Origin of the sequence: Ammoniphilus sp. YIM 78166, assembly GCF_004522215.1 — a bacterium.
GTDB lineage: Bacteria > Bacillota > Bacilli > Aneurinibacillales > RAOX-1 > YIM-78166.
In genome coordinates, this window is the sequence record NZ_SDLR01000003.1 from 486766 (window position 1) to 512618 (window position 25853).

Annotated in this window: 32 protein-coding genes; 24 read left to right on the forward strand and 8 right to left on the reverse strand. The window is 46.0% G+C overall.

From position 1 onward, the window contains the following. Positions 1-178: 178 nt before the first annotated feature. Complete coding sequence (locus EIZ58_RS13870; protein WP_167577687.1) at positions 179-2233, reverse strand: ATP-dependent DNA helicase; 2055 nt, start codon at positions 2231-2233, stop codon at positions 179-181. 145 nt (positions 2234-2378) lie between these two features. Here EIZ58_RS13870 and EIZ58_RS13875 point away from each other — a divergent pair, with 145 nt between their 5' ends. Beyond that, a complete protein-coding gene (locus EIZ58_RS13875) occupies positions 2379-2810 on the forward strand; it encodes a hypothetical protein (RefSeq protein ID WP_134701387.1) in 432 nt (143 codons plus the stop codon). Positions 2811-2864: 54 nt separating this feature from the next. Here the strand turns inward: EIZ58_RS13875 and EIZ58_RS13880 are convergent, their stop codons facing one another. Then, positions 2865-3596: a ZIP family metal transporter gene (locus EIZ58_RS13880; protein WP_134701995.1), complete on the reverse strand. Its 732-nt coding sequence runs from the start codon at positions 3594-3596 to the stop codon at positions 2865-2867. A gap of 79 nt (positions 3597-3675) precedes the next feature. Between EIZ58_RS13880 and EIZ58_RS13885 the strand changes: the two genes are divergently transcribed. From EIZ58_RS13885 to EIZ58_RS13900, 4 genes are all read left to right on the forward strand, one after another. Beyond that, the gene (locus EIZ58_RS13885) at positions 3676-4233 is read left to right on the forward strand and encodes a DUF502 domain-containing protein (protein WP_167577688.1); all 558 of its coding nucleotides are present in this window, start codon (positions 3676-3678) and stop codon (positions 4231-4233) included. After that, positions 4230-4781 (forward strand): SprT-like domain-containing protein, encoded by a 552-nt coding sequence (locus tag EIZ58_RS13890; RefSeq protein WP_134701389.1) that lies wholly within the window; start codon positions 4230-4232, stop codon positions 4779-4781. Before EIZ58_RS13885 ends, EIZ58_RS13890 begins: the two co-directional genes overlap by 4 nt. An 88-nt stretch (positions 4782-4869) precedes the next feature. Continuing rightward, positions 4870-7131 carry a YcdB/YcdC domain-containing protein gene (locus EIZ58_RS13895; RefSeq protein WP_167577689.1) on the forward strand — a complete coding sequence of 754 codons (2262 nt, stop codon included), beginning with the start codon at positions 4870-4872 and terminating at the stop codon, positions 7129-7131. 188 nt (positions 7132-7319) lie between these two features. Next, positions 7320-7520, forward strand: coding sequence for a cold shock domain-containing protein (locus EIZ58_RS13900; RefSeq protein WP_134701391.1), 201 nt, complete (start codon positions 7320-7322; stop codon positions 7518-7520). A gap of 104 nt (positions 7521-7624) precedes the next feature. On the opposite strand, the gene EIZ58_RS13905 is transcribed toward EIZ58_RS13900, so the two are convergent. Next, positions 7625-8764, reverse strand: coding sequence for a tyrosine-type recombinase/integrase (locus EIZ58_RS13905; RefSeq protein WP_134701392.1), 1140 nt, complete (start codon positions 8762-8764; stop codon positions 7625-7627). 131 nt (positions 8765-8895) lie between these two features. Between EIZ58_RS13905 and EIZ58_RS13910 the strand changes: the two genes are divergently transcribed. From EIZ58_RS13910 to EIZ58_RS13920, 3 genes are all read left to right on the forward strand, one after another. Then, positions 8896-9996 (forward strand): DUF2515 family protein, encoded by a 1101-nt coding sequence (locus tag EIZ58_RS13910; protein ID WP_167577690.1) that lies wholly within the window; start codon positions 8896-8898, stop codon positions 9994-9996. A 164-nt stretch (positions 9997-10160) separates the two neighbouring features. Further along, the gene (locus tag EIZ58_RS13915; protein WP_205672203.1) at positions 10161-10445 is read left to right on the forward strand and encodes a hypothetical protein; all 285 of its coding nucleotides are present in this window, start codon (positions 10161-10163) and stop codon (positions 10443-10445) included. 14 nt (positions 10446-10459) lie between these two features. Continuing rightward, positions 10460-10804: a carboxymuconolactone decarboxylase family protein gene (locus tag EIZ58_RS13920; RefSeq protein ID WP_240689084.1), complete on the forward strand. Its 345-nt coding sequence runs from the start codon at positions 10460-10462 to the stop codon at positions 10802-10804. Between the two features lie 30 nt (positions 10805-10834). Here the strand turns inward: EIZ58_RS13920 and EIZ58_RS13925 are convergent, their stop codons facing one another. Both EIZ58_RS13925 and EIZ58_RS13930 read right to left on the reverse strand, forming a co-directional pair. After that, complete coding sequence (locus EIZ58_RS13925; protein ID WP_134701395.1) at positions 10835-11173, reverse strand: hypothetical protein; 339 nt, start codon at positions 11171-11173, stop codon at positions 10835-10837. Positions 11174-11215: 42 nt separating this feature from the next. After that, positions 11216-11677, reverse strand: a complete 462-nt coding sequence (locus tag EIZ58_RS13930) for a YhcN/YlaJ family sporulation lipoprotein (protein ID WP_167577691.1) — start codon at positions 11675-11677, stop codon at positions 11216-11218. A 288-nt stretch (positions 11678-11965) separates the two neighbouring features. Here EIZ58_RS13930 and EIZ58_RS33350 point away from each other — a divergent pair, with 288 nt between their 5' ends. The 7 genes from EIZ58_RS33350 to lpdA all read left to right on the forward strand — a co-directional run bounded on the left by EIZ58_RS33350 (position 11966) and on the right by lpdA (position 19173). After that, positions 11966-12283, forward strand: a complete 318-nt coding sequence (locus EIZ58_RS33350; protein WP_167577692.1) for a hypothetical protein — start codon at positions 11966-11968, stop codon at positions 12281-12283. Positions 12284-12460: 177 nt separating this feature from the next. Further along, positions 12461-12616 (forward strand): hypothetical protein, encoded by a 156-nt coding sequence (locus EIZ58_RS33355; RefSeq protein ID WP_167577693.1) that lies wholly within the window; start codon positions 12461-12463, stop codon positions 12614-12616. 561 nt (positions 12617-13177) lie between these two features. Beyond that, positions 13178-13969 carry a lipoate--protein ligase family protein gene (locus tag EIZ58_RS13935; RefSeq protein WP_134701397.1) on the forward strand — a complete coding sequence of 264 codons (792 nt, stop codon included), beginning with the start codon at positions 13178-13180 and terminating at the stop codon, positions 13967-13969. Positions 13970-14332: 363 nt separating this feature from the next. Continuing rightward, entirely contained in the window at positions 14333-15418 is a 1086-nt protein-coding gene (gene pdhA / locus EIZ58_RS13940; protein ID WP_134701398.1) for a pyruvate dehydrogenase (acetyl-transferring) E1 component subunit alpha, read from the forward strand. A gap of 2 nt (positions 15419-15420) precedes the next feature. Further along, entirely contained in the window at positions 15421-16401 is a 981-nt protein-coding gene (locus EIZ58_RS13945) for an alpha-ketoacid dehydrogenase subunit beta (RefSeq protein WP_134701399.1), read from the forward strand. A 36-nt stretch (positions 16402-16437) separates the two neighbouring features. Then, positions 16438-17757 carry a dihydrolipoamide acetyltransferase family protein gene (locus EIZ58_RS13950; protein ID WP_134701400.1) on the forward strand — a complete coding sequence of 440 codons (1320 nt, stop codon included), beginning with the start codon at positions 16438-16440 and terminating at the stop codon, positions 17755-17757. Between the two features lie 3 nt (positions 17758-17760). After that, complete coding sequence (gene lpdA, locus EIZ58_RS13955) at positions 17761-19173, forward strand: dihydrolipoyl dehydrogenase (RefSeq protein WP_134701401.1); 1413 nt, start codon at positions 17761-17763, stop codon at positions 19171-19173. A 53-nt stretch (positions 19174-19226) separates the two neighbouring features. Here lpdA and yhfH read toward each other — a convergent pair whose 3' ends face one another. After that, positions 19227-19373 carry a protein YhfH gene (yhfH, locus tag EIZ58_RS13960; RefSeq protein WP_134701402.1) on the reverse strand — a complete coding sequence of 49 codons (147 nt, stop codon included), beginning with the start codon at positions 19371-19373 and terminating at the stop codon, positions 19227-19229. Between the two features lie 266 nt (positions 19374-19639). On the opposite strand from yhfH, the gene EIZ58_RS13965 reads away from it, so the two are divergent. The 5 genes from EIZ58_RS13965 (at position 19640) to EIZ58_RS13980 (ending at position 22523) form a co-directional block, all read left to right on the forward strand. Further along, positions 19640-20137 carry a hypothetical protein gene (locus tag EIZ58_RS13965; protein ID WP_134701403.1) on the forward strand — a complete coding sequence of 166 codons (498 nt, stop codon included), beginning with the start codon at positions 19640-19642 and terminating at the stop codon, positions 20135-20137. Between the two features lie 82 nt (positions 20138-20219). Next, the gene (locus EIZ58_RS13970) at positions 20220-21026 is read left to right on the forward strand and encodes an alpha/beta hydrolase (RefSeq protein ID WP_134701404.1); all 807 of its coding nucleotides are present in this window, start codon (positions 20220-20222) and stop codon (positions 21024-21026) included. A 45-nt stretch (positions 21027-21071) separates the two neighbouring features. Then, positions 21072-21401 (forward strand): YolD-like family protein, encoded by a 330-nt coding sequence (locus tag EIZ58_RS13975; protein ID WP_167577694.1) that lies wholly within the window; start codon positions 21072-21074, stop codon positions 21399-21401. Positions 21402-21459: 58 nt separating this feature from the next. Next, positions 21460-21630, forward strand: coding sequence for a hypothetical protein (locus tag EIZ58_RS33360; RefSeq protein ID WP_167577695.1), 171 nt, complete (start codon positions 21460-21462; stop codon positions 21628-21630). A gap of 56 nt (positions 21631-21686) precedes the next feature. Continuing rightward, complete coding sequence (locus EIZ58_RS13980) at positions 21687-22523, forward strand: deoxyribonuclease IV (RefSeq protein WP_134701406.1); 837 nt, start codon at positions 21687-21689, stop codon at positions 22521-22523. On the opposite strand, the gene EIZ58_RS13985 is transcribed toward EIZ58_RS13980, so the two are convergent. Beyond that, positions 22520-22918 (reverse strand): hypothetical protein, encoded by a 399-nt coding sequence (locus tag EIZ58_RS13985; RefSeq protein WP_134701407.1) that lies wholly within the window; start codon positions 22916-22918, stop codon positions 22520-22522. The genes EIZ58_RS13980 and EIZ58_RS13985 overlap by 4 nt on opposite strands. A 101-nt stretch (positions 22919-23019) precedes the next feature. Here EIZ58_RS13985 and EIZ58_RS33365 point away from each other — a divergent pair, with 101 nt between their 5' ends. After that, positions 23020-23175, forward strand: coding sequence for a hypothetical protein (locus EIZ58_RS33365; protein WP_167577696.1), 156 nt, complete (start codon positions 23020-23022; stop codon positions 23173-23175). Continuing rightward, the gene (locus EIZ58_RS13990; protein WP_134701408.1) at positions 23175-23723 is read left to right on the forward strand and encodes an SLOG family protein; all 549 of its coding nucleotides are present in this window, start codon (positions 23175-23177) and stop codon (positions 23721-23723) included. The genes EIZ58_RS33365 and EIZ58_RS13990 overlap by 1 nt, the downstream gene beginning before the upstream one ends. Positions 23724-23762: 39 nt before the next feature. Here the strand turns inward: EIZ58_RS13990 and EIZ58_RS13995 are convergent, their stop codons facing one another. Next, complete coding sequence (locus EIZ58_RS13995; RefSeq protein WP_134701409.1) at positions 23763-24059, reverse strand: DUF1292 domain-containing protein; 297 nt, start codon at positions 24057-24059, stop codon at positions 23763-23765. 170 nt (positions 24060-24229) lie between these two features. Here EIZ58_RS13995 and EIZ58_RS14000 point away from each other — a divergent pair, with 170 nt between their 5' ends. Together EIZ58_RS14000 and EIZ58_RS14005 are read left to right on the forward strand one after the other, a co-directional pair. After that, positions 24230-24928 carry a thermonuclease family protein gene (locus tag EIZ58_RS14000; RefSeq protein ID WP_134701410.1) on the forward strand — a complete coding sequence of 233 codons (699 nt, stop codon included), beginning with the start codon at positions 24230-24232 and terminating at the stop codon, positions 24926-24928. Between the two features lie 76 nt (positions 24929-25004). Then, positions 25005-25823: a C39 family peptidase gene (locus EIZ58_RS14005; protein ID WP_134701411.1), complete on the forward strand. Its 819-nt coding sequence runs from the start codon at positions 25005-25007 to the stop codon at positions 25821-25823. The last annotated feature ends 30 nt before the right edge of the window (positions 25824-25853 follow it).

Sequence of the window (25853 nt, forward strand, 5' to 3'; positions counted from 1 at the left end):
ATCATTAGAGATAGTCAATAGGTGGACAATATCCACTTAAACAGATTTCGTGCCCCAATATTGATGGGTAGCTAGCTAATTTAATGAACTTTTTCCACCTATTCAACCACATACTACCTCTTTTATGTTGAATAAGTGGAGTTTTTCCATTTGCGGGATCCCCAGGCCCACCAACTACCTACTCCACCTTAAGATTAAACCGCTCCAGCGCCGACGCGACATCTTCAATGCGGGTCGAGAGCGGGCTCTCTGGGAGGCTCTCCAACACCTTTTTTCCATATCGCTTGGTGTTGATCCGAGCGTCTAGTATGATCACAATCCCTTTATCGTTTTTGGTGCGAATGAGTCTTCCATAGCCTTGCTTGAGTCGAAGAATGGAGAAGGGAAGCGTGTATTCTTCGAATGAGCTTTTACCCAACGACTCTAACCGATCGGTTCGCGCCTTGGTGATCGGGTCGGTCGGAACCGGGAAGGGAAGCTTGCTCATCACGACGCAAATCAGATCATCCCCTGGGACGTCGACCCCTTCCCAAAACGATTCACAACCGAATAAGACGCTCCGCGGATTCTTCTTAAAGTCAATCAGCAATTGCTCCCGGGAAACTCCTGACTCATGCAGCAACCCTTTTAATCCTTCCTTCAGCATCCAAGGATAAAGATCTTGATAAACCTTATTCATCTGCTGGTAGGAGGTAAACAAGAGAAACGTTCTCCCTCGGGTTTGCTGCAAGATTTCCTTCATAGCAGCCATGACGAATGAATCAAAGGAACGATGAGTCGGTTCCGGTACATTATCTGGTACGATGAGAAGCGACTGCTCGGCATAATTAAAGGGACTAGGAGCATCAAAGGTGTCATACTCGTCAATGCCTAGCCGTTGGGCGACGAAGCCAAAGTTTCCTTGAGTGGTGAGAGTGGCCGATGTTAACAGGACCGTTTTCTTTTGAAATAACTCTTCTCGAAGCAGATCCGCAATCTCAATCGGGGCGGAACACAAGGTTAAGCAGTGAGCCCAGTAGAGCTGGTCTTTGATTAACGGTTCTTTTTTAGGTGGGGTGAACTCCACCCAAGTGGCCCATTCTGAGGACTTCAATCGCAAGAGGACATGCCGCAGCATCTGATCCATCGCTGTGATATGGCCAATATAACGCCCCAATCCGGCTGTGGTTTCATTTTCCCCTTGTTCGAGCTCCATGAAATTCTTTTTATCTTGGATCAGCTGGATGATTTCTTTGAACGTGTCCTCAAAGGGATAGTGATCCAATATCGGCCGCTGCAGGATATACTGCGTGCGATCACGGGAGGCGAGATTCTCTCCCAGTGGAGCAAAGATTTCGGCCAGCTTCGTGTACAGCTGACCGTATTTCGCTTCGATGGACGTCTTCAGTTCGGGGTCTTCTACCCCCCGCGCCCAGTGGGTTCGACCTCTGGTGAAGCGGTAAAACAAATTGGTTAACAGGTCTAAATTCACGGTGTATTGAAACTGCTTGGTTACTTGATCCTCGATGCGATGAGCCTCGTCCATGATGACGCAATCGTAATCGGGCAAGAGGCTCGCCCCTTGGCTACGCAGGACCAGATCCGTAAAGAACAGGGCGTGGTTGGCGACAATAACCTGGGCCTTCTGTAATTTCCGGCGCGCTTGCTGGATAAAGCAGGAGTCGTGGAAGGGACTTTCTTTGCCCATGCAATCATCTGCATCTCCTTTAATATCGTCGAAAAAAGAAGAGGGCACGGAAAAGGGCAGTTCTTCCTTATCGCCATGGCGCATGGATCCTAAGTTTTGCTGGACTTGTTGGGCCAGCGCCGCAAAGGGGGTTTCTTTCATCAAGGATTCTGAGATCAGCTGATCGAGCTTTCGTTTGCAAATATAATTGCCTCGGCCTTTCGCGAGCTCATAGCGGAAGTTTTCCCCCCACTCCGGGTCGATGTCGGCCAGGATCGATTTCACTAGAGGAAGTTCTTTTTGCAAGAGTTGGTTTTGTAGTGTGATCGTATTGGTCGAGATGATGACTCGTTTTTCCTCCTGCATCGCCCAGTATGCCGCTGGAAGAGCGTAGCCGAACGATTTTCCGGTCCCCGTTCCGGCTTCAATTAAGCCGTGCTTGGCAGTAGACAAGCTTTCCCAGACGGTTTTGGCCATGCGGAATTGAGCCTTGCGCGGCTGGTAGGGCTGCATGCGCTTGGATAGAAGTCCATCTCGTTTGAATATGTCATAAAGAAAAGTAGTCATCATTTATACCTGCTTTGCCATTAGGTCTATCTCTCTATGATAACGCGGGTTTCTCTTGAGGTCTATGGTGGATTTGCAATTCGGCGTGGGGAAGATTACCATAGACATAGAACAATTATATAAAATGGTGTAAGGAGTTACGTCTATGGAATGGGAGATTTATCATATTAGTCAACAGACGGAAGTTAAAATCGACGAGACCGAGGAAGAAGCGGTTCTCATTTGTCTGGTCCCGCAGGCAGCGGAGCATTTCAAGAAGCTGTTGGATGGTGCCACGCAAGCGACGCTGGATTTCGATGGAGGCGTACTGGAAGGAGAACCGGTTATCGGATTTCGTTTACGCAATGCTAATGGGGAATTTTATATCGCCTTACCGAAAAAAGACTGGGAACATCTGTTAGACCAGCCCGATGAAATCAGCTTTCATTATGGAGAAGGGGAAAAAGCCCGTTTCACCTCTCCTTTTTACAATAGCATGTTTGAGCAATTTCTCGATCAAGTCATTGATCGCTACAATGATGGGGAAAAGGATGCTTTTACCGAAGCGATCGTTGCTGCATTTGGGGAAGAGGACTAGACAAAGGAAAAAAGGCCATACCCTTGTAACCGCAGGGTGTGGCCTTCCTTCCTTTTATCCAAACCATTGGATTAAGCTGACCATAATCAAGAGACCGATGATAAAGGAGAAGGTAGCTGCTTTCTCATGGCCGTCTCCATGGCTCTCGGGGATCAGTTCCTTGTAAACAATGAATAGCATGGCCCCGGCTGCAAAAGACAGTCCATATGGCACCAACCCCGAAACGAAGGAAGTTAAGTGATAACCTAGCACTGCGGTGACAATCTCTACGGCTCCTGTTAAGGAAGCAAGCAAAAACGCCTTCCAACGGCTGACCTGTTGGTTAATTAAAAACAAGGCGATCAGGAAACCTTCCGGGGCATTTTGGATACCGATAGCAAAGGCAATCAGGCCCCCTAGCTCATCGTGACCGCTGGCGTAGCTGACGCCTACCGACAACCCTTCCGGAAGGTTATGCAGTGTGATCGCAGCCAAGACCAGAAAAGCCTTTTGATCCATGGCGATATTAAATCTCGTATGTTCTAGATCAATATGTGGAACATACCTTTCTAGTAGAGTTAGCGTAAACGTTCCTAGCAGCACCCCAAAGCATAGAACAAACAGATTGGAAAGTGCGAGAGCTTCGGGTATTAAGCTAAATGTCGAGGCAGCCATCATGACACCAGCGGTTAACGCGAGTAGTATATCCCGCCATCGGTGCGTGACCTCTTTGAAAAATAAGATCGGCAGGGCTCCTACGCCCGTGGCCATGGCTGACAAAACACTTCCGATATAAACTTCCATGATGTATGTTCCCTCCGTGAAACTTGTGATCGTGCTATGCGTATAAATAGAATCTATTCTATTGGTGAAGAGGAGGATGATTGTGAAAAAAGTGCTATTAAGCGGCCTCATGGTCATAGTACCGCTGGGGCTGACTCTTTATGTTCTCTATCTCGTCTATCAGTGGCTCGATTCTTTGTCTTCCTTTATCCCTTTACCCGAATTTCCAGGCTCCGGTATTATTTATATCGTATTGATTATCTCTCTAATCGGCTTCATTAGTCAATGGTGGATCGGTAAAAAGGGGATCGCCTTGATAGAAGCGATTATTACGAGGTTCCCGGTAGTCAAGACCTTATACTTAATGACCAAACAAACCATGTCCTCGTTAGCGGGAGAGAAGCGAGCCTTTTCCAAGGTCGTCCTCTACAAAGAACAAGAAGATGTGATGCGAATTGGGTTTCTCACGACAGAAGACGTTCATCAATTTGAACTGGGTCAGGAGTTTGTGGCAGTCTACTTTCCACATGGCTTGCAGGTATCCGGCGAGCTGCGCTTGCTTCCTCGGCACCGGTTGATCTTCGTGGACACGCCCGTAGAAGAAGCCCTGCAATTTTGCTTGAGCGCAGGAGTAGCCGCGAAGAAAAGGGACACGTTATGAAATCACAACAGCGAGAGATTGACTTTGACCAGGAAAAGCTTCAAGCGTTAGCAAATAAGCTGTCCCAGCATTTTTGGCAGGTAGACCTGCAGATTCCGGTAGTCTGGAACGGCCGTCTGACGCGTGCCATGGGTCGGTTCGTGTTTCATCAAAAAGGAAAGAAGCGTGAACCGCTGAAAATTGAAATGAGCAAGTATGCGGCTCAATTCATTGATCGAGAGATTTTTATTGCCGTCCTATTGCATGAAATGTGCCATTATCACCTATTTATTCAAAATCAGCCGTTTCAAGACCATCATCCAGTGTTTGAACAAGAGCTTCGCCGTGTAGGAGCCATCTCGACGAACACAGTAAAACTGCCGACGAAAGCCTATCGATTAACCTGTACGAAGTGCAAGGGCGGACTTGGGATGATGAAGCGAATCAACCCCGACCGCTATCGTAGCGGATGCTGCCAGGCGTCGATCGCGCGAGAAGAAGTGCTGATGGGTTCCTTCCAATATGATGGGAAAATTCTAAAGCATAGCAAAGTTCGTTTTTTGTCATAATTTGCGATAATCCTCTTGAAACCTTTCTTAAAGGCTCATCGTCTAACTGGGTGAATAGAACATTTTACCTGGAAAGGGAATGATTACGATGAAGAGCTTTCATAAGAAAGGTTTTCCTATATTACTAGCAAGTACCCTTATGTTCACCAGCGGCGTGATTCCGGCGTTCGCTAATGAGACGATGCCTGCGAAGCCAGCTGAGGTCATTTCCGACACGAAAGCGATGGAAGCGGCCAAGATATCCAAGGAGCAAGCCTTAGAGATTGCTAAAAAAGCGGTGCCGATTCCTCAAGATTTTGTTCAGCGCAACGTGGAGTTCCATTCCAATTGGTGGGGCAACCAGACGGCAGCCTGGATTATCTATTGGGATCGACAAACGCCGCCTCAGTATGGGCATGCCCAAGTGGTCGTCGATGCAGCAACTGGAAACGTATTAAACGTAGAAGTGTATAACAACCAAAACTCGAAACCAAGCTACCCACCCAAAACCGATATCACTCGTGCGAAGGAAATTGCCCAAGCTTATATCGAAAAGCACTACCCGGACAAAGCTGGCCAACTCATTTATGACGATCGCTTCGAGCAAATCGCGAAGCCGCCTTTAAATGGGCATGTGGAATATCCGCTGATCTATAAGCGTCTGGTCAACGGTATTCCTTTTGAAGGAAATGAGATCCGCATTACGATCAACGGCGATGGACAGATGATCAATTTCGGTTACCGCTGGCAGGACGACTTGGAGTTCCCTAAACCAGAAAAGCTGCTGAGCCAAGAACAAGCCGTGAAGCTTTATCAGGATCAGGTCAAGCTGTCCCTCAAGCTTCTGCCTCAATGGGGACCGATATCGGAAAGAAAGACCTATGTGGGCTATTTGCCTCAAACCGCCAACTATTATCATGAACCGATTTACATTCGGGCGACGGACGGAGCGCTGGTTACGATCTGGGGAGATGTTATCAATGAAGCCGATACGGTTCGCGTTCCTGTATCCGATAAGAAGCTCGGTGAACTGACCCAAGGGAAGGTCACGGAAGCGCAAGCGTTAGAGATCTTGAAGAAACATTTTTCGTTGCCTAAGGATGCCAGCATGATTCGTTCTTCGTTTAGAGAACAATGGGGAGAAACGCAAACCTCGGTATGGGAATTTAACTGGGAGACTCGCAATGAAGGAATGGTAGCCGGCTGGTCCATGGCGGCTGTAGACGCGACGACGGGCCGAGTACTCAACTATAGCAATGAAAAGCACGTGATTATGGAAAAAGAAGGCGCGGCCAAAGTCGATGCCAAGGTAAAAAGAGAGCAAGCGCAGCAGAAGGCGATGGAACTCATGAGAACCTTGCACCCGGATATTGCCCACCAGCTTTATCTGCAAAAAATGCCTCCGTCCCCCTATGAAGAAGCTCAAGCGCGATACCACTCGTTCATGTTTATCCGTGAGGTGAATGGGATTTCGCTTGAGCATGGAGGGATCAACGTGAATATTGATGCACTCACGGGTGATGTCAGCCATTACTGGTTCCATGGAGAAAATTTGACCATCCCAGAAACGAAACAGAACTATATTTCACCGCAAGAGGCCCTTTCCGCGTACATGGCCCGTTTAGAAATCCCGTTAATTTATATGCTGCCGCAAGAAAAGCCGGTGATGAACCCCGGAACCCCAGTCAAGCCGAATAAGAAAGCCATGCTGATTTACCAGCCTCGGTTAAAAGAGTTTGGCGAATCCGTTTTCCTTGATGCAGTGACAAGCAAGTGGACGAATCGGGAAACCGGTCAAGCGGTGGTGGAAGTGACAGAGGTGAAGGATATTCGCGGCCATCGTGCAGAAAAAGAGCTCCAAACCTTACTGCGTTACAATGTGTTTGACGTGGATAACGGGATGATCAAGCCAGACGAGGAGATTACCAGGGGAGAACTGGTGAAAATGCTAGTCTTGGTTGAAAACAACGGATATCGCATTTGGTATGATGGAGCAAGAACAGCGACGTTCTCGGATGTCAAAAAAGATTCTCCGTACTTCTCTTATGTGGAGCACGCGATTGATCGAAATTGGATTGACCGAAACCAAGCCGCCTTTAATCCAAACGAAAAAATTAATCGAGAAGAGCTAGCCACTCTCATTATCCGGGCCCTAGGCTTTGAGAACCTGGCCAAGATGGACAATTTATTTATCAATGACCTGCAAGATGCGAATACGATTAAAAATATTGGGGCTGCCATCCTTGCTTCGAAGCTGGGGATTGTGGAAGTCCAAAACGGGAAGTTTGTTCCCCAAGGGCAGGTCACTCGTGCTGAGGCCGCTGTTTCCTTCTCCCGCTATTTGACTAAAAGAAGTGAATTAAGATACTAACCAATTCCATTCTCGTGCATAGACTATCAGCAGAGAAGTGAACTTCTCAAAGTGATCAAAACGCGAGGGTGTTTGAAAGTGGTTAAAACAATTCTTAAAGCCGATCTGCTTGCACTCAGTTTAGGGCTGAAGAAGTGTCAATCGTCCGCTTTTTAGCACTAATTATTAGCCCTAAGGAGGATTCAAGCATGCAAGGTAAAGTTAAATGGTTCAATGCGGAAAAAGGATACGGATTCATTGAGCGTGAAGATGGTGGAGATGTATTCGTTCATTATAGCGCGATCCAAACAGAAGGATTCAGAACCCTTGAAGAAGGCCAACAAGTCAAGTTCGACATCGTCGAAGGAAACCGTGGACCTCAAGCTGCCAACGTCGTTAAAGTGAAATAAACGAGAATAAGAAAAGGAGCATCCTTTATAGGGAGTGCTCCTTTCTTTTGGTGTGATTCGTCAGAAAAATGCATCTTTTTAATTAGTCGATTAACTAACTTGTCTTACTCCGTCGAAAATAATCGATTGAGAGAAGAGATGGCAGCTTCTTTCTCTCGATCCACGGCATGAACATAAATATTAGTGGTGGAGATATTTTCATGTCCTAAGAGCTCCTGAACCACTTTAATATTTGCTCCATTCTGTAAGAGGAGGGTTGCAAAGGTATGACGAAGCTTATGTGGAGAAAGCTTACTGACGGAGGTCTCGTCGATGTTGGCGACCCGGGCATATTTTTTCACGATCTCGTAGACGGCTTTTCGACTGATACGAGTATGATCTCGATTGAGAAAAAGCGCATGTTGATGCTCTTTTGGAATTTTTTTAGGACGTGCATCCAGATAGGAGCTAATCGCCAGAAAGGTTTGCTCATTAACGTGTAGAGTGCGGTTTTTCTTGCCTTTTCCTAAGACGGAAAGGGTGGTATTCTCGCGGTGAAGACGAATACTCTCCGTGTTTAAGCTGCATAGTTCCGAAACTCGTAGACCGGAGTTGAGGAAAAGCAGGATAATGGCACGATCACGAATTTCAAGCTCCGACTTGAAGCGTTTATCCTCTTCTCTATTTTCATAATATTTATTGATAGCCGCCAAATAGTCCAGGCATTCCTGATAGGTCAGAAACATCGGTTCACTTTGCTGCTTGGAGCCTCCGCGCTTACTGGCTTTTTTCTTTTCCAGCTCCTTCATGGGGTTGACAGAAATCGCATTGTTGCGAAGAAGATAGTCAAAAAAGGAGTTATAGGTAGAAACCTTTCTGGCTTGCCCACCGGCTAAGGAGTTTTTGCGGAAATAACGCTTCTCGACCCATTGTTCCTTTATTTCCCCTGTTTTTGGGTCAGCCTTCATCAATTTCGTGTAAACAATGCGTTCATATCCATTGGCTAAATACTGAAAGAAAGACTTAAGCAGGGCATGATCAATCTCCGCAATGTCACCAATCCCCTCATTTTTGCAAAAGTCCCAAAGCAGGTTCAAATCATAGACATAGTTTTTAACTGTTAACAAAGATAGTTCTTCGGCGATGAGATCCGCAAGGTATTGTTGCGCTTCACCGGGCAGCTTATGGACCAGGAGCCGAACCGGTTCATCAAGCTGTTGGAATGGATCTTTCTTGACAAAGCTTGAAAAAGGTTCAAAGTTCATAAGGACGTTCTCCTTTAACCGTTTTAGTTTACATAAAATTCATTATATAACAGAAGGATTTGGATGCATAGGATGGATGATCCATCCTCAACCTATAAACTACGATACTTCGATGGAAGGAGAGAAGAAGGTTGAGTTGGTTTTCGTGGCTCTTTCCTGTGCATCCCGAAATCAAAGAACGGCTTGAAGCATTCGACCCCCGTCCTGTTAAGCTTAGTCCAGAGGAAGAACAACTCGTTCAGGAAATAAAGAGTAAAACTGAACAGCTGAATCGGAATAATATCACACGGACGCAAGCGTATTGGGAGATCTATAAGAGAAATCCTGAGGTAGAGTGGGCCTTACTGGCTCATATGGTATCTCGAAATGCAGGCTGGAGTATGACCGATATTCGCGGCGAATGGTGTTCTCGTATGCTTAAGGAAAAGGAAAGAGAGGATTATTTCCGATTCCTAGAACGAGCGAATTGGCTGATTTTTCAAGATGCCTATCCGCAGCTGTTGCTATATGAGCATTGTAAAAAGGTAAATGAAAGCTCCTTTCATCTCTTGGAGAGCTTCAGAGTTTCCACTTTTATGAGAGTCATGTGGCAGGATTTTTGGGAGCATCGGAATCGAGAGCGGATCACGATATCCCTCATTATCAATGAACAAAATTATATCGAGTCGAGAGTGTTGAAAAGAGAGACCTACGCCGCTCCGATCCTCCACGATATCAAGTATTACCTCGAGGATTGGCTGAATTTATGCATGATCATCTTTCCCTCTCAGAAAAGCACGGGTATTCATTTATATGGCAGACATGTGCATTCTTTTCCTGAGCTTGAAGACCGGATTGAGCTTGGCAAACAGCTTTATACCTTGTTATTCTCCAAAGAAGTGCTTCCGGGTGTACGGGCATGGTGTGCCATGCAGCCTCATACAGGCTCACGTGAAGACTATTGGCCCCGATTTTTTTCTTCTGTTTTATCCAAGAACTTGGACCATCCCTACGTTCCGCGTCTTGAAACTCATGCGCCGCCCCGTCCCCAAATCTATAGTCCAAGTCTTCTCGTCGTTTGGCCTGATGTCCACCACGAACCCCCTGGCGGACAAGACTGGTATCAAAGCGCGGACGTCGTAGAAGCGTTAAGGCCTGAAAAAATAAGCATCGAGAAGGCTGACTGGGACTACTGGAAAATGCTTCAACGCATTGAGAATTTGGTTGAGATCAAACAAAAACTACTTCACTAACAAAGTAGATGTAGGGTGTACATGAGTTGTACAACTTTTAGAATGTATAAGTTTCGTATAACTGTAGTTGGTTTGTGGATCCCAGTTTTTCTCAAGTGATGAAAGTTCCGCCGTGGGTACGATAATAGGGAAAGGAACTTTTCAACGTAAAGGAGGGAATCACAATGGCAGATGGTGAAAAATACTCCTTGTTATCCACTGAACAAGGCCACCTTCACTCGCGAACTTTGGAAGAGTTTCCGGAAGGACCCTACGGAAGTACACTTCTAACCGAAAAGTTAGGAAAAAGCTCAGGATGGGATACAGGTGAAGAAAACGAACAGCGCTTCGGCTACGAAGCTGAAGGACTCCATGACGGACTTCCTCGTTTGGATCCGGGTGCTGACCCGATTCGCTATAAAGGGGATGGAATGGAGGAGGAAACACCAGCAAATTACGAAAAACAATAAGAGGGTGATCGATGATGAGCTTGCAACATGAAGACGAGTACAAATCCGGCATTCAAGAGCTGCACCACATCATGCCGCATGTGGTTGATCGGTACAATGAATTTACAGGAGCTTGTTTTGAAGAGAGGGCTGTGAGCAAAGGCAACAAAGAGCTAATCGCGTTAGGGATTAGCTTGAGTCATCGTGACGAGAATTGCGTAAGGTACCACGTAACCGAAGCTCTTCACAAGGGTGTTTCTGCTGAGGAGATTTGGGAGACGGTAAATGTAGCAATGGCGATGAGCGGCGGGATGATCGTTTCTCAATGCGTTCATTGGGTTTCTGAATCGCTTTCACAAGGAACCACGACTCCACAGTAGCAACACAAAGAAGACTGAGACATCGTGGTCTCAGTCTTCTTTGTTCTTGAGTACTTCTCGAATTTCAAAAAGATAGTTTATACGCGCACGAAGGCTTTCTTGAACCTGTTGAGCCAGATTGGCATCAGGATAGGGGGTTTCCATCATCCGTTGACTCTGATATATCATATGATCGACAGCTTCAAGAAGGAGTGGCTGGTATAATCTAGGGATGGCAACGTATTGCTCAGCATTGCGGTAAAATTGCTCATAAATAAGAACCGCTTGTTCAAAGGCTTCATTTTCGCTTATTTGCTGTTCCTGAGCGTGATACTTTACTTTTTGAATAGTGGCTTCTTCAAGATAATAGGTTTTTCTTTTTTTTCCCATCGCAAGTCCCCCTCTTCTACCCTAACTATAGCAAAGAAGAGGTTACCCGTGCATATCATCATTAATTTTTTTATACGTCTTCATGAGCTCCTTCGGTTTCCCTTGGCCGTGGTTCAACTTGCCTTGAATGTTGACAAGGTCTCGAAATAATTTTTTGTCTGTTGTAACATGAATGGTATAACGATCAGACAAGTCCCGTTTCAACTTCGTGGAAACTTCTTTTTTGATCCCCTTTAATCGAAAACGGTCAATCCCCGACACTCTAAGTGCAACCGAGACATCTTTGCCCATGACGACAGAGACCGCCTCATCCACCCCATTAACTTGTTGGCTGACCGCTTCGACATGGGTAGAAAGGACTGAATTGTACCCGATCTGCTGATAAGCGCCCCTTGTCGACTCCGCTTGCGTTCGAGCTCCATCCGGAGCTGTTCCTGCTTGGCAGCCCGCAAGCGTGAAGACTAGCGCACAGAGAAGCAGGGAATGTACTTTTAAGCCTAACATCGGTAAAATCCTCCTTATTATCGCATGGAACATAAGGGTATTTTTCGTAAAGATGGTAAAATTTATACCAACTAAAGTTACGGAGCAAGGGCGGGAACTGGCTTATTTGGAGGCTGCGCCTGGGAGAGGGCTGTTATTTGGTGTTAAACATTGGAGAGGGTACCTCTTCGAGAGCATTCGGAACCTAACGCGAACGATAGGGTCTGAGAATCAGCCAGGAAAATAAAACAGCGTAATTACTTAAACATCAGCATCATAATAAAAACTAAACTAAAATTACCCAAAACCTTGAAAAAACCTGAGCCAGCCGCAGGCTTGCGGTACCTCAATCGAGCGATCTGCGCGGTTCAGGGCTCGAACCGCAAGCTTGCGGTACCTAGTTGCTCGAACTTCTTGGAATCATTACCGATTTATATGAAGATCCCCTTAGAGAGAAAAGGGAAAGCAGGAAATTTTCGTTGGAGACGGTGCCCTGGAGGGCATGCCCACCAGGCCTGGGGTTTCGTGATAGCGTACCGTACCGTAAGTTATTTTGAAATGCACCTGGTAAGTGAGAAAATCAGAAATTACGTGTGCATCCGAACCCGGTATGGGCATGGTAGATAAAAAAAACAGCACTACTTGATATAGAAAGCTCTAAACCCAAGTTAGATTGCTCTTAGAAAAAGTAGACCGAAATCACTCTCAACCTCGAAAAAACATAAAGAGATCCTCCAGTTAATTGTAATCATTATTGGTTCATGAGCAAAACGCTTGGTTTCGTGATCAAAGCAGGCTGGTTATTTGGAATTGTACCAAGTATGGGAGCAAACGGCATCCTTTCGTGAGCATCGGCCGCCTTTCCGTGAGCAAAACCAAATTTTCGTGACCAAACGGACCCGGACGCCAGTTATAGGGTCCAAGGACGGACAGGATCATAAAAAAAGCGGAATTACTTAAAAAAGCAGCTTAAAATCAGAGACTCTAACCCGAAGTTTAGATTACTCTTAGAAAAAGTAGTCCAAAATCACTCCAAACCTCAAAAAAAGAATCACGAGGTCTTGGAATCATTACCGGTATGGGAGCAAAATGGTCGGTTTCGTGATCAAAGTGAACTGGCTAATTGGAATTGTTCCAGGTATGTGAGCAAATCAGAAATTTTATTTGAGAGAAAAGCGAAAGCAGGAAATTTTCATTGGAGACGATAGCTAGAAGGGCAAGCCCTCCTGGCCTGGGGGTTTCGTAACCATCCAGAGCAGGACTCGAGCGATAGGGTCTGAGAATCAGCTAGTAAAATAAAACAGCGTAATTACTAAAAATCAACTTCATATTGAAGGCTTTAAACGAAGGTTTAGATAGCACTCATAAAAAACTAGACTACCATTACCCAAAACCTTGAAAAAAACCTGAGCCAGACGGTACCTTAACCGAGCGATCAACCCAGTTCAGGGCACGAAACGCGGGCTTACGGTACCTCAACCGAGCGGTCCGGCACCCCTAAGAACAGAAAGGAAAACAACAATGAACCATTTAACCTTACTTGATTCAACGATGAAAATGTATACAGGGGATATTCTCTATCCCTTTGCTTTAGATGAAGTGTGGGCGCGAAAGGTAGGGCAAGGACTTGCAGCGCCTGGATTCCACCTTTGGCGGCATGAAAAAGCGTTTGTACTGGGACTTCGGGATCGTAAGCTTCCTTATGCTTTGGAGGCGATGGATGAGTTAGAGAAGCAAGGGTACGCAGTAACGGTCCGGAATTCCGGGGGAGCGGCGGTGCCGTTAGACCCTGGGGTGGTTAATCTTTCGATTATTTTACCGAATCCAACGGCCAAGCTGGATTTTAATCAGGACTTCGAGAAGATGTTTCAGCTGATTCGTGACAGTTTAGGGCCATTCGTAGAGAAGGGAGAAGTCGAGGGCTCGTATTGTCCGGGTGATTTTGATTTAAGTATTCAAGGGAAAAAGTTTTGCGGGATTGCTCAACGCAGGCAAACGAAGGCCTTTGTGGTACAGGCGTTTATTGTTGTGGAAGGGGAAGGGAGAAAACGAGCGGAGCTTGTACGTCAATTCTATGACATCGCCACAGGGGGACAGACCGGATTGAATCACCCGCTCGTGGAAAAGGGGAGTATGGGGAGCCTTCAGGACTTAGCTTCCGTGGAGTCGGTATCTGCTTATCTAGCCAATCTAGTTCAAGTCTTGCAAGGAGAGGGAGTAGCTTTATCAACATCCGAAGTTGACGAAACCTGGCTGCCCGAGATCCAAGCCACCCTCACAGAATTAAGAGAGCGATATGAAAAACGTGGGTAAACCAAGACTAATCTTTCAACCAGAAGGTTGAGGGTTAGTCCTTTTTCTTTTTTCTGTATCTGTCTTGATAACGAGTTGTTTCATAATCAAATGCCAGATATCTTTACTCTACCCCTGTGTTCATGTGGACTAGGTGTTTAGTGTAACACCTTTTTATTTTCGAGAGAATAACATGAAAAATAAGGGTAGATTTGTTTTTGATTGTACTATATAATGTGAATGTACTGTTTTAGTTATCTTTTCCACTGTGTCTATACAAGTAACAAGTTTCACCAATTTGTAATAATACAGTTAACTTCTACTTGTTGTAACACGGTCATTACAATCGTTAATAACCCAACTTTTAATATGAGGTGATTCCAATTGAGTAAAGCAGTTTCTGAAGTGCGTGCTGAACAGATTCAAACTCTATCCATTCTTGCTCCAGATGGTTCGGTCGTGAATGAAGAGGCAATGCCTAAGTTAAGCGATGAGCAGTTAAGAGAGTTAATGAGAAAGATGGTTTTTACTCGCGTATGGGACCAACGTGCCATTAGCTTGAATCGACAAGGTCGCCTAGGCTTCTATGCGCCGGTTGCCGGTCAAGAAGCGAGCATGATCGGAAGTCAATCTGCTTTAGTCAAGGAAGACTTCATTTTACCTAGCTATCGTGATATTCCTCAAATCGTATGGCACGGTCTTCCGTTATACCAAGCTTTCCTATATTCTCGCGGACATCAGCATGGCGGACAGATTCCTGAGGGAGTGAACGTTCTCATGCCACAGATCATCATTGGAGCACAGATCATCCAATGCGCAGGTGTAGCGATGGGATTCAAGAAGCGCAATAAGAAGAATGTTGCGATTACTTATATCGGAGATGGCGGAACGTCTCAAGGGGACTTCTATGAAGGATTAAACTATGCGGGTGCCTTCCAGCTTCCTGCGATTTTCGTTGTACAAAATAACCGTTATGCGATCTCTACGCCGATTGAGAAGCAAACCAAGTCTAGAACCCTAGCTGATAAAGCGGTAGCAGCTGGAATCGTGGGTGTTCAGGTAGACGGAATGGATATCTTGGCGGTCTACAAGGCTGTATCCGAAGCGGCGGAGCGCGGAAGAAACGGAGAAGGTCCTACCTTAATCGAAGCGTTGACTTATCGTTTTGGACCACACACCATGGCAGGAGATGATCCTACCCGTTACCGCACGACTGAAGAGGCAACCGAGTGGGAGCAAAAAGACCCGCTTACGCGTTTCCGCAAGTTCTTGGAGAAAAAAGGATTATGGACCGAAGCAGACGAAAACCGCGTGATCGAAGAAGCGAAGGCGGCTGTGGCTGAAGCGATTAAACAAGCCGATGAAACGGCGAAAATGACGGTTCCACAATTAATCGATACCATGTTCGAAACAACTCCTGCACATTTAGAAGAGCAAAAAGCTGAGTTTTTGGCTAAGGAGGGTAAATAATTATGGCTCAAATGACAATGATTCAAGCGATTACCGACGCAATGCGCGTAGAACTAGAGCGTGACCCCAATGTTTTGTTGTTTGGGGAAGACGTAGGATTAAACGGCGGGGTATTCCGTGCAACGGATGGTCTGCAAAAGCAGTTTGGTGAAGATCGCGTGTTTGACACCCCACTTGCGGAATCCGGGATTGGCGGCTTGGCGGTTGGCTTAGCATTACAAGGCTATCGCCCCATTGCAGAGATTCAGTTTTTTGGATTCGTCTTTGAAGTGTTTGACTCCGTTGCTGCTCAAGCGGCACGTATGCGTTACCGTTCTGGCGGAAGGTATTCCAGCCCGATCACGTTCCGTTCTCCGTTCGGCGGCGGCGTAAAGACACCTGAGCTTCATGCCGACAGCTTAGAAGGGTTAATGCTTCAAACTCCTGGGGTTAAGGTTGTTATTCCTTCCAATCCTTACGATGCCAAAGGCTTGTTGATCTCTGCCATCCGCGACAACGATCCAGTTATTTTCCTGGAGCATATGAAGCTCTACCGTTCTTTCCGCGGTGAGGTTCCTGAAGGAGATTACTCTATTCCACTAGGCAAGGCGAACGTGGTTCGTGAAGGTTCTGATGTCACGATCATTACGTATGGAGCTATGGTTCACACTTCCTTGAAGGCCGCAGAGGAAATTGAAAAAGCTAGAGGAGCAAAGGTTGAAGTCATCGATCTTCGTACAATCAGCCCACTAGATATTGATACGATCATTGCATCCGTTGAGAAAACTAATCGTGCCATCGTTGTCCAAGAAGCACAAAAGACGTCTGGTGTTGCTGCTGAAGTGATTGCACAGATCAATGAGAGAGCCATCCTTTCTCTTGAAGCTCCTGTATTGCGCGTAACGTCGCCGGACACGGTATTCCCATTTGCTCAGATTGAAGATGAGTGGTTGCCGAATCCAGCTCGTGTCATCGACGCGTTAAATAAAGTATTAGATTTCTAAAAACGTACTTTTATAGAAGATGGGAGGGACCCCCTAATGGCAATTTTTAAAATGAAGCTTCCTGAGTTGGGTGAAGGGATCCACGAGGGAGAAATCGTAAAGTGGCATATTAAGCCTGGAGATCAGGTAAAAGAAGATCAAATCATCGCTGACGTACAAAACGATAAATCCGTTGTTGAGCTTCCTTCTCCTGTTGATGGCAAAATTGTAGAAATCAAAGTGACAGAAGGAACCGTTTGTACCGTTGAAGATGTCATTCTTGTGTTTGAAGTCGAAGGAGAAGGAAACGCCGAAGAAGAGCGCGTCGAGTGTGCAGTAGGCGGAGGCGTTGCTGCGAATGTAGCTGCCGCTTCGATTGATACGCCTATGGCTGCAGGATCTGTTGCCGTTTCTGCTCCTGCCCCGGCTAACCGTAAGGTCATGGCCACTCCTAGTGTTCGTAAGCTCGCAAGAGAAAAAGGCATCTTCCTCATTGAAGTGACGGGAACCGGGAAAAACGGTCGAATCACACGTGAAGATGTATTGAATTATGTGTCTGGCGGAGCAACGACACCTGCAGAAGCAGCTCCAGTTGCAGTGGATGCACCAGCTGCAGCGGCGGCTCCTGAAGTTAAGGCAGCGGCCCCTGTCGTTTCGGTTGCAACGGGTGACCGTGTAGAAGAGCGTGTTCCATTAAAAGGCATTCGTAAGGTCATTGCCAATGCTATGGTGAAATCCAAGCAAACAGCTCCACATGTTACCTTGATGGACGAAGTAGATGTGACCGAGCTAGTCGCTCTACGTTCTAAGGCGAACCAGAAGTTCGCGGATAAAAAAGGCATGAAGTTGACCTACTTGCCTTTCATCACCAAAGCTTTGGTTGCGGCATGCCGCCAATTCCCAGCGATGAATGCTTCCATTGATGATGAAAAGAACGAGATCGTCTACAAGAAGTACTATAACGTGGGAATTGCAACAGATACCGATAACGGTCTTATCGTACCTGTGGTAGCAGATGCGGATCGCAAGAGTATCTGGAATATTGCTGCAGAGATCAAAGATTTGGCTGCACGTGGACGCGAAGGGAAGTTAGCCCCTACCGAGCTTCGTGGAAGCACCATTACGATTACCAATATCGGATCCGCTGGAGGGATGTTCTTTACTCCAGTCATCAACCATCCGGAAGTGGCGATTTTGGGTACTGGACGTATCTCCGAGAAGCCGGTAGTGAAGAATGGGCAGATTGTCATCGCGCCTGTCATGGCTCTTTCTCTAAGCTTTGACCATCGCTTAATCGATGGGGCGACAGCGCAAAATTTTGTAAATTATATCAAGCAATTGCTCGAGGATCCTCAGCTGCTTGTAATGGAGGTTTAATCCATGGTCGTAGGAGAATTTACAACGGAAATTGATGTCCTCGTCATCGGCGCGGGTCCAGGAGGGTACGTGGCGGCTATACGTGCGGCTCAGCTCGGAAAGACCGTAGCGATTGTGGATAAAGACGAAGTGGGGGGAGTCTGCTTAAATCGTGGATGTATCCCTTCCAAAGCCCTCATTTCTGCTGCTCACCAATACGAAAGCATGCACCATGCATCTGATTTGGGAATTCGTGCAGAGAACATTCAAGTGGACTTTGCTAAAGTTCAAGAATGGAAAAAGGGAGTTGTCAATAAGCTTACTGGCGGCGTTGGTTCCTTGCTTAAAGGCAATAAAGTACAGCGACTTAAAGGTGAAGTCATTTTCGTAAATGAAAATGAACTTCGTGTGATTGATGGTTATGAAGTGAATCGCTATCGCTTCAATCACTGCATCATCGCAACGGGCTCTCGTCCAATTGAGTTGAAGGCTTTCCCTTACGGCGGAAGAATTCTATCTTCTACTGAAGCTCTTGAGCTTGACCATATTCCAAAGAGTATGGTGGTTATCGGCGGCGGTTATATCGGAGTGGAGCTAGGTCAAACTTATGCTAAGTTCGGAACGCAAGTGACGATTCTTGAAGGATCGAACAGCATCTTGCCTGGTTTTGAGAAAGAAATGTCCCGATGGGTTGAACGTAACCTTAAGAAATTGGGTGTGGAAATTCATACGGAAGCTCTAGCTCAAAGCTCCGAGCAAACCGATGGAGAAGCGACTGTTACGTTCACCGTAAAGGGCGAAGAAAAGAAAGTAACTGCGGACTATGTATTAGTAACCGTAGGACGCCGTCCTAACACAGACGAACTCGGCTTAGAAGCCTTAAAGATGGAGATGACAGATCGCGGTTTAATCAAGATCGATCATCAGTGTAAAACTAGTGTTCCTAACATCTACGCTATCGGTGATATCGTAGAAGGACCTGCTTTAGCTCATAAGGCTTCTTATGAAGGAAAAGTAGCAGCAGAAGTTATTGCTGGCTTGCCTAGCATCATTGACTACAAAGCGATTCCTGCCGTTGTCTTCTCTGATCCTGAAATCGCTAGTGTTGGTTTGAGTGAGACGGAAGCCAAGGAGCAAGGATATGAAGTCCTTGTTGGAAAATTCCCTTATGCAGCGAATGGTCGTGCTTTATCTATGAACATCAGCGAAGGATTCGTAAAAATCCTTGGCGATAAAGAAACAGGATTAGTTCTTGGCGCTCAAATCGTGGGACCTGAAGCGAGCAACTTGATTGCAGAAGTGGGTCTAGCCATTGAGATGGGCACTACGCTTGAGGACCTGACGTTGACCATTCACGCTCATCCTACTTTAGGTGAAATCGTGATGGAAGCGGCTGAAGGCGCACTAGGCCACGCGATTCATCAAATTAATAAATAAGAACAACAAAAAAGTCATTCCTAAGATTAATATCAAGGGAATGACTTTTTTAATTAGTTATAAATAGCATAGTGTTGAAAATCGTTACAGTCTTCGCAAGTTGTTGTATAGCAATCAGCTTGCTCTGTCATAGAATTTCCACATTTTGTACAGGATTTAGCCGGTAGCATTTTGAAAAATTCAGACGTTTTTTGGATCATGTTGTTTCCCTCCAGTGATTTAAGTTATTGTTGTATGATGTACTTATAATGTACTATAACAGTGAAAAATAATAAAATGCTGTTTTGGGGGATTACGACCGCTTCTTGTCCCTAAATCTTGAATTTTCTCATTTTTCCTCTTGTTATCATACAAAAAATATTTTTCTTTAGTTGTTACAAAACAGTATCCCCTAGACGAAAAGGCTGTCACCGTCGGATTGGATTGTCACATATACATATAGAAAACCCTTGGTTGAGGTGATCGTTTGAGAGAATATCTTCTCTACTGCACATATTGTGATGAATACAGCGCCTTAGGGCACTATGTGGAGAAGGAAGGACATTTCGAAGGGGAATATTCTTTACTCCACAACGAACGCATGCAAAGTGACGAGTTGCTTTGTCGGTTCCTGCTCTGTCATCTCGGGCATCACATCAAGGCGATTCCAAACCGAACTGATGAGTTCTCCGATATTTTGAAAAGCGCTAAGCGCTTCAAAGATGGTGAAATTGATAAGTATGTTGAAGAAGCGCTGCTCCGCAAGCAAGCGAAGGATAAAGATATGGAAATGGATCGGGAATTAGGAAAGCTTCAGTTGAATGTGTTGTGTAAAATGCTGGAGGAAGAAGCCCAAGTGGTCGCCAAGCTGCCGACGGAAACCAAAGCTGAAGCCCAGTTCCTGTTGGGTAAGGAAGAGGGATTAAAGCGAGCCTTGATCCTGCTTCAGGATTTGATGGAGAAAACCAGAGCTTATTATAAATAAACACTCGTCTCCTTGCGAGTGTTTTTCTTCGTATCTGTGTTAAACTAATATATTATCTTGAAACAAAAAGGAGAGAAGCCGAATGAAACGCTACATACCCAACACCCAAGGACTGCGAATTCATCATGTGGAGCATCACCATAGTGAGGACCAGCTCTTTATTTTAGCTCATGGATTTACAGGGAGTCTCGATTCTCATGTTATTGCTTCTTTTCGGCAGTTTTTGAATGGAGCCGGCCTTTCCAATGTATCGATCGACTTTACCAACAACTTAAATGGATCTGACGGACAATTTGCGAACCATACCATTTCGGGGGAAGTCGATGATCTTAAGGTCATTTACGATGCCTACCGGGATCGTTATCAAAAGGTGTACCTAATCGGACATAGCATGGGATGTACCGTAGCCTCCCAGTTTGCCCTAAAGCATGAGGTGGATGGCTTGCTTTTAGTGGCGCCACCCTTCTCCATTAGAGAGATTATTTTGGGGATTGCTCAAGCTACCTTTGGCAATGTGAATGCGGCCCTGGCCAAATGGGAGAGGGACCGGATGTTTCCGATCTATAAGGAAAGGGATCAAAAGCATTACCCGCTTTCCTACGAGTTTTACCGAGATCTCAATCAGATTGATCCAAATGCCTTTCAACGGATTACGTCTCCTTCCGCTATCATCTATTCCCTGGCAGATCCTGTGGTTCCGCCCGCCCAATCGGAGCAGCTATTTCATAATCTGGGAACGGATCATAAGAAATTATTCCAAATTGAAGCCGCTCCGCATTCCTTTGATACTCCAGGGGCCACTCAAGCGCTGTTGGAAGCTGGGGAACAAGCGATTGAATTTTTAGGCGCCATAGAGAACGTGCGTTTGCATAAACCAAGCAGAACATGATAAAATAGAAAAAGGAACAAATGTTTGGTGGAGGAGCGTATGCCTATGATTCGCGATAGAGGCAATATCAAGTGGTCGACGATGATGCTGCCCGAGCATCGTCAGCTTCTGCAAGAGTTAGAACACTCTCAAGACGAACAAGAGTGTCCTGAGCCAAGCGAAGACAAGTGGGAAGAGCTGCAGCTGGTCATCGGAGAAGCCATAGAAACAAGGAAAGAAGTGACGTTAAAGTACTTTGCGAACAAACGATTTCATCGGTTAACGGGACAAATTCAAAAGTATGACCCCATTGGTCGCTTATTCTCCATTGTAAGTAGGGAAGGCACCATTGAACGGGTTTCATTTGCTGCGATCATTGACGCCGCTATGGAATAAAGTCTCCTCTAATTTGCCATACTGGAAAAATGAAAGCTGCTAGAGGAGGAGGTAGAGCATGAATCTATTGGCCTGGATTGGTGTTATCTTTGTTGCCCATATCGCTCTTTATTTCGCTCTAGGTACAGAAAACTGGATCAGCACAGCTACGCTGGCTACCTTGGTTTGGGCTGCAGCCCTTTACGGGATCCGTTTTTTCATTCGCCAAAGGCAAAGAGAACGAACATAAGAGAAAACTTGCTGCTTGGCTTAAGGCCAAGTTTTCTTTATTATTAGGGGGTCATTATGAAATTGGGAAGCCACGTCAGCATACGTCATGGCTATAAAGCAGCCGCTCAAACCGCTGTTCGGAACGGAGCAGAGGCCTATCAGTACTTTCCCAAGAATCCGCGAAGTCTCTCAGTGAAGACCTTTGATCAAAAGGATGCCGAGCAGTGCGCCGCTTTCTGCAAAGAAAACGGAATTCTTTCCATTGCCCACGCACCGTACCCCGTCAATCTTTCGTTGGAGGGGGAGGAGATGCGACAAGCACTTCAGCTTTCACTTGCTAATGACATGGAAATTGCCCAAGCCTGTGGCTCTGTAGGGCTAGTGGTGCACTTCGGGAAGTACAAAGGGCACGATCCTCTTGAAGGCTATAAGCTGATGATAGATATGTTAAACCGACTGCTAGTAGATTGGGAGGGTGATCTGCTTCTGTTAATTGAGAACAATGCGGGACAAGGAGGGCGGATGGGGATCACGTTGGAAGAACTTGTCCAAGTGCGAAAGCTATCCAGTTATCCCGAAAAGATTGGATTTTGTCTTGACACCTGCCATGCTTTTGCTAGCGGGTTATGGAACGGTTCAAATTGGTCTGAAGTCGAGTCCCATGGGAAAGATTTAGAATATTTTAAGCACCTTAAAGCTATTCATCTAAACGATTCCGCCTATGGGTACGCCTCGTTTCGCGATCGTCATGCCAACGTAGGAAAAGGAAAAATTGGGATGGAAGGCATGGCTCAGTTTCTGCAATCTTCTGTGATTCAAGGGTTGCCGGTCGTTCTTGAAACGCCGGATTCGGCCGGGTATTCGCATCCAGACGAAATCCGCTTTATCCGCGAAGCTCTCTTGAAAGATTAAGATTCGATCTTAGATTTATTTTTATTGTTCAATGCCACTAACCGCTTCAGGATGTCTTCCTTCCATTCGGGATCCTCTGCCGACTGCGCCAGGGAGTAAAGCTCAAGGGCGTGGTCGATATGATGTTTCACCACCTCGTTCATGCGTAAGAACTCGACGTGATTCCTCAGATCATACAACTCTTGCTTTTTTACATATGGCTTCAGATCCACTTCTCCTGCACGATCACCGCGTGCAAAATCCTTCAGAAGCTCGAACTCCAACTCCACATCCGGATGGATGGTGATTTGCTCACAAGCTAAGCAAAAAAGGACGGGTACATTCGTCATCACCGTGTGCCCAAGGTGAAGCTGAGCAATCGTCAGCAGCATATCTTTTCCACAGCAAAAATTCATCTCCAGTAACCTCCATTTTATTTTCTCTATTCTACCACAATACAGGGAAGCTATGCAGTTTGCGATTATGATATAATATCTCGTGGAAGGAGTCGTGAGAGATGAAGTATGTTATTTTATCTTTGATTATATCTGCATATGGAGGAGCCTTTCTGATTGCAATCATTCAGCTTGCACGCGGCCGTTTTAAGGTGGATTATGACCAAATGGCCCAAGATGCCATGCAAAAATACTTGAAAGATAAACAAAAAGGGTAATGAAAACCGTTGTTCTAACAGGACATAGAAAGCACGAAATTGGCTTATGGGGAGAAAAGCACCCCGCCTTTCCTTATATAAAGGAAGCGTATCGGCGCAAGATGGTTGAGGCTATAGAATTGGGTGTGGAGTGGTTCTTATGCAGTGCAACGCAAGGCTTGGAGCTCTATAGCGCCCAGTGGATGATCGAACTGCGTAAGGACTACCCTCAGGCAAAGCTCGCCATTCTATTGCCTTTTTATAACCAAGAAAAGAACTGGAAAGAAGATGCTCAGGAACAATACCAGAGAGTTTTGGCGCAAGCGGATTATATGGACTACATTTCCAAACGAGAGTATGTACAGCCTTGGCAGCTATCTCAAAAAAATCAGTACATGATTGAGAAAAGCGATGGTCTGATTACGTTTTTTAATGGTGTCGAACGTACGCATCCTTGGTATTACGTGGTTGAAGGACAGAAAAAGCAAGCAAGACAAGCCTATGAGCTTTGGGTGATGACCCCTGAGGAACTGCAGTACTTAGTGGATGAAATGAACCAGGAATGGTAGCAAAAAAGAAAAATCCCCCCATTATCCGGGGGGACTGGATTATCCGTGATTGTGCTCTGGATCGTCGCAGTGCTCTTCATCCATCGCGGATTCAAAGGCTTGCGCTACCTTTTCGAACTCTTCGTCGCTTTCAATCGCTCCAAGTTCACCGTCGGCATCAATACGAAGGAAAAAGACATCGATATCTTCTTCATCGTTTTCTTCAATTTCTTGAACAAAGCTTACTGCAATATAGTTGGAGCCTTCAATCTCCATCATACCCAATACTTCAACTTCTTGCTCCTCGTTGTTTTCGTCAACAAGCGTGAAAATCTCTCCTACCTCGATTGGTTCCATGATAATTCCCCTTTCCATTCCTTACCATCTTGGGTAAGGTTATTAATAGTATATCTTATCATTACCAATCTTCCCAAGGGCAAATTCATTTAATACATAAAAAATTTACAGATCTGCAAAAAACGACACAACAATCTAGGCATCAAAGGAAAAGAGGGGGACTTTTAGTTTTGACTAAGAAAGTTCATGTTTATTTATGGGGAATATTTATTGTACTATGTGGACTCGTGATAGGAGGCTGTTCGCCTCACCTAGACGGCCCTGAGCGTCCTTCAAACGCTGAACAGGCGATCGTAAAAAGGGTAGTAGATGGGGATACCTTTGTTTTAGATGACGGACGAAGAGTACGCATGATTGGGATTAATACACCCGAATCGGTGGACCCCCGTCGCCCCGTTGAATTTTACGGGAAAGAAGCAAGCCTCTTTACAAAAAAGTTACTGGAAGGCAATCCGGTATACCTAGAGTGGGGAAGAACGCCAAAGGATCGATATGATCGCTGGTTGGCCTGGGTATGGTTGCCTGATGGCACCTTTGTCAATGGACACCTGGTGGCCGAAGGCTATGCTCAAGTCTATACGTTTAAAGACAATCCTGACCACGCCGATTACCTGCTCGAACTTCAAAGACAGGCGAGAGAAGCGGGTCGTGGTCTGTGGAGTCAATCTCCTCCTGAGGAAGCGGAGGTAAAGGAAAGTGCGGCAGGAGAAAAGTTTGTTGCCTCCAAAAATTCTCAGGTTTACCACGAGGTGGGGTGCCCTGGGGCAAAAGCGATTGAAAAACATAACGAGGTCCTATTTGATTCAGAAGAGGAAGCGATCGCAAGCGGGCGAAGAATGTGTAAAGTCACTGGATGTACAAAGGGATAGGAAGGATTCCTCTAGAATCTTGTCGAATTACCTTTTAGGTAAAGAAACAGGATTCTTTTTTTTGAGGTAAAACTTGATGAAAAAACTTTCGATTACTACGATAGCCCTCCTGATAGGATTCTTTTTATTTCAGGAAACAACGGTCAGTCCCGTTGTAAAGATACAAGCCCAGACAGCGGCAGAAACGGCTCAACAAGCCACGCAGAAGCTTCTGGGGGTGGCTTCAGCACCCTCTCTCACTGCATCAGCGGTACTGGCCCAGCGTCCGCCAGCTGCGCTATTAGAGGCCCCTGCCGTTCGTCAGCTGCCCGAGCTGTATAATGGCTGTGAGGTATCCAGCTTAGCGATGCTGCTGGCGGCGGCTGGCCACTCCGTAGATAAAATGGAGCTCTCTGATCGGCTCGTGAAAGATCCTACACCATACATTGGAAAATCCCTGCAACAGATCCAGCAGTGGGGAGACCCGAACCTCGGATTTGTAGGAGATATCACGGGTAAGAAGAAGGGATACGGAGTTTACAATGGCCCTTTATTCGACTTGCTCGTGACCTATGTCTCAGAAGGAGCTGAGAATCTAACTGGGAAGAATTTCGACACCCTAGAATGGGTGCTAAGCCAAGGCCATCCCATCGTAGTCTGGACTACGGTGTCCTTTCAGCCTACGGATCGTTGGGTCACGTGGAAAAACAACGATCAGGAGATACGTGCCACTTTTCAGATGCACGCCGTACTCTTAGTGGGCTATGACGACCAGCATGTCTACATTAACGATCCCTTAACAGGCTCCAAGGGACAAAAGCTGAATAAATCCGCATTTATCAAAAGCTGGGAACAGCTCGGCAAGCAAGCTATTACCATTATGGAGGAGCATCCGCATTGGTATGTGTTGAGGTAGCCAAGTGAGAGGATAAGGTGCTCAAGAGAT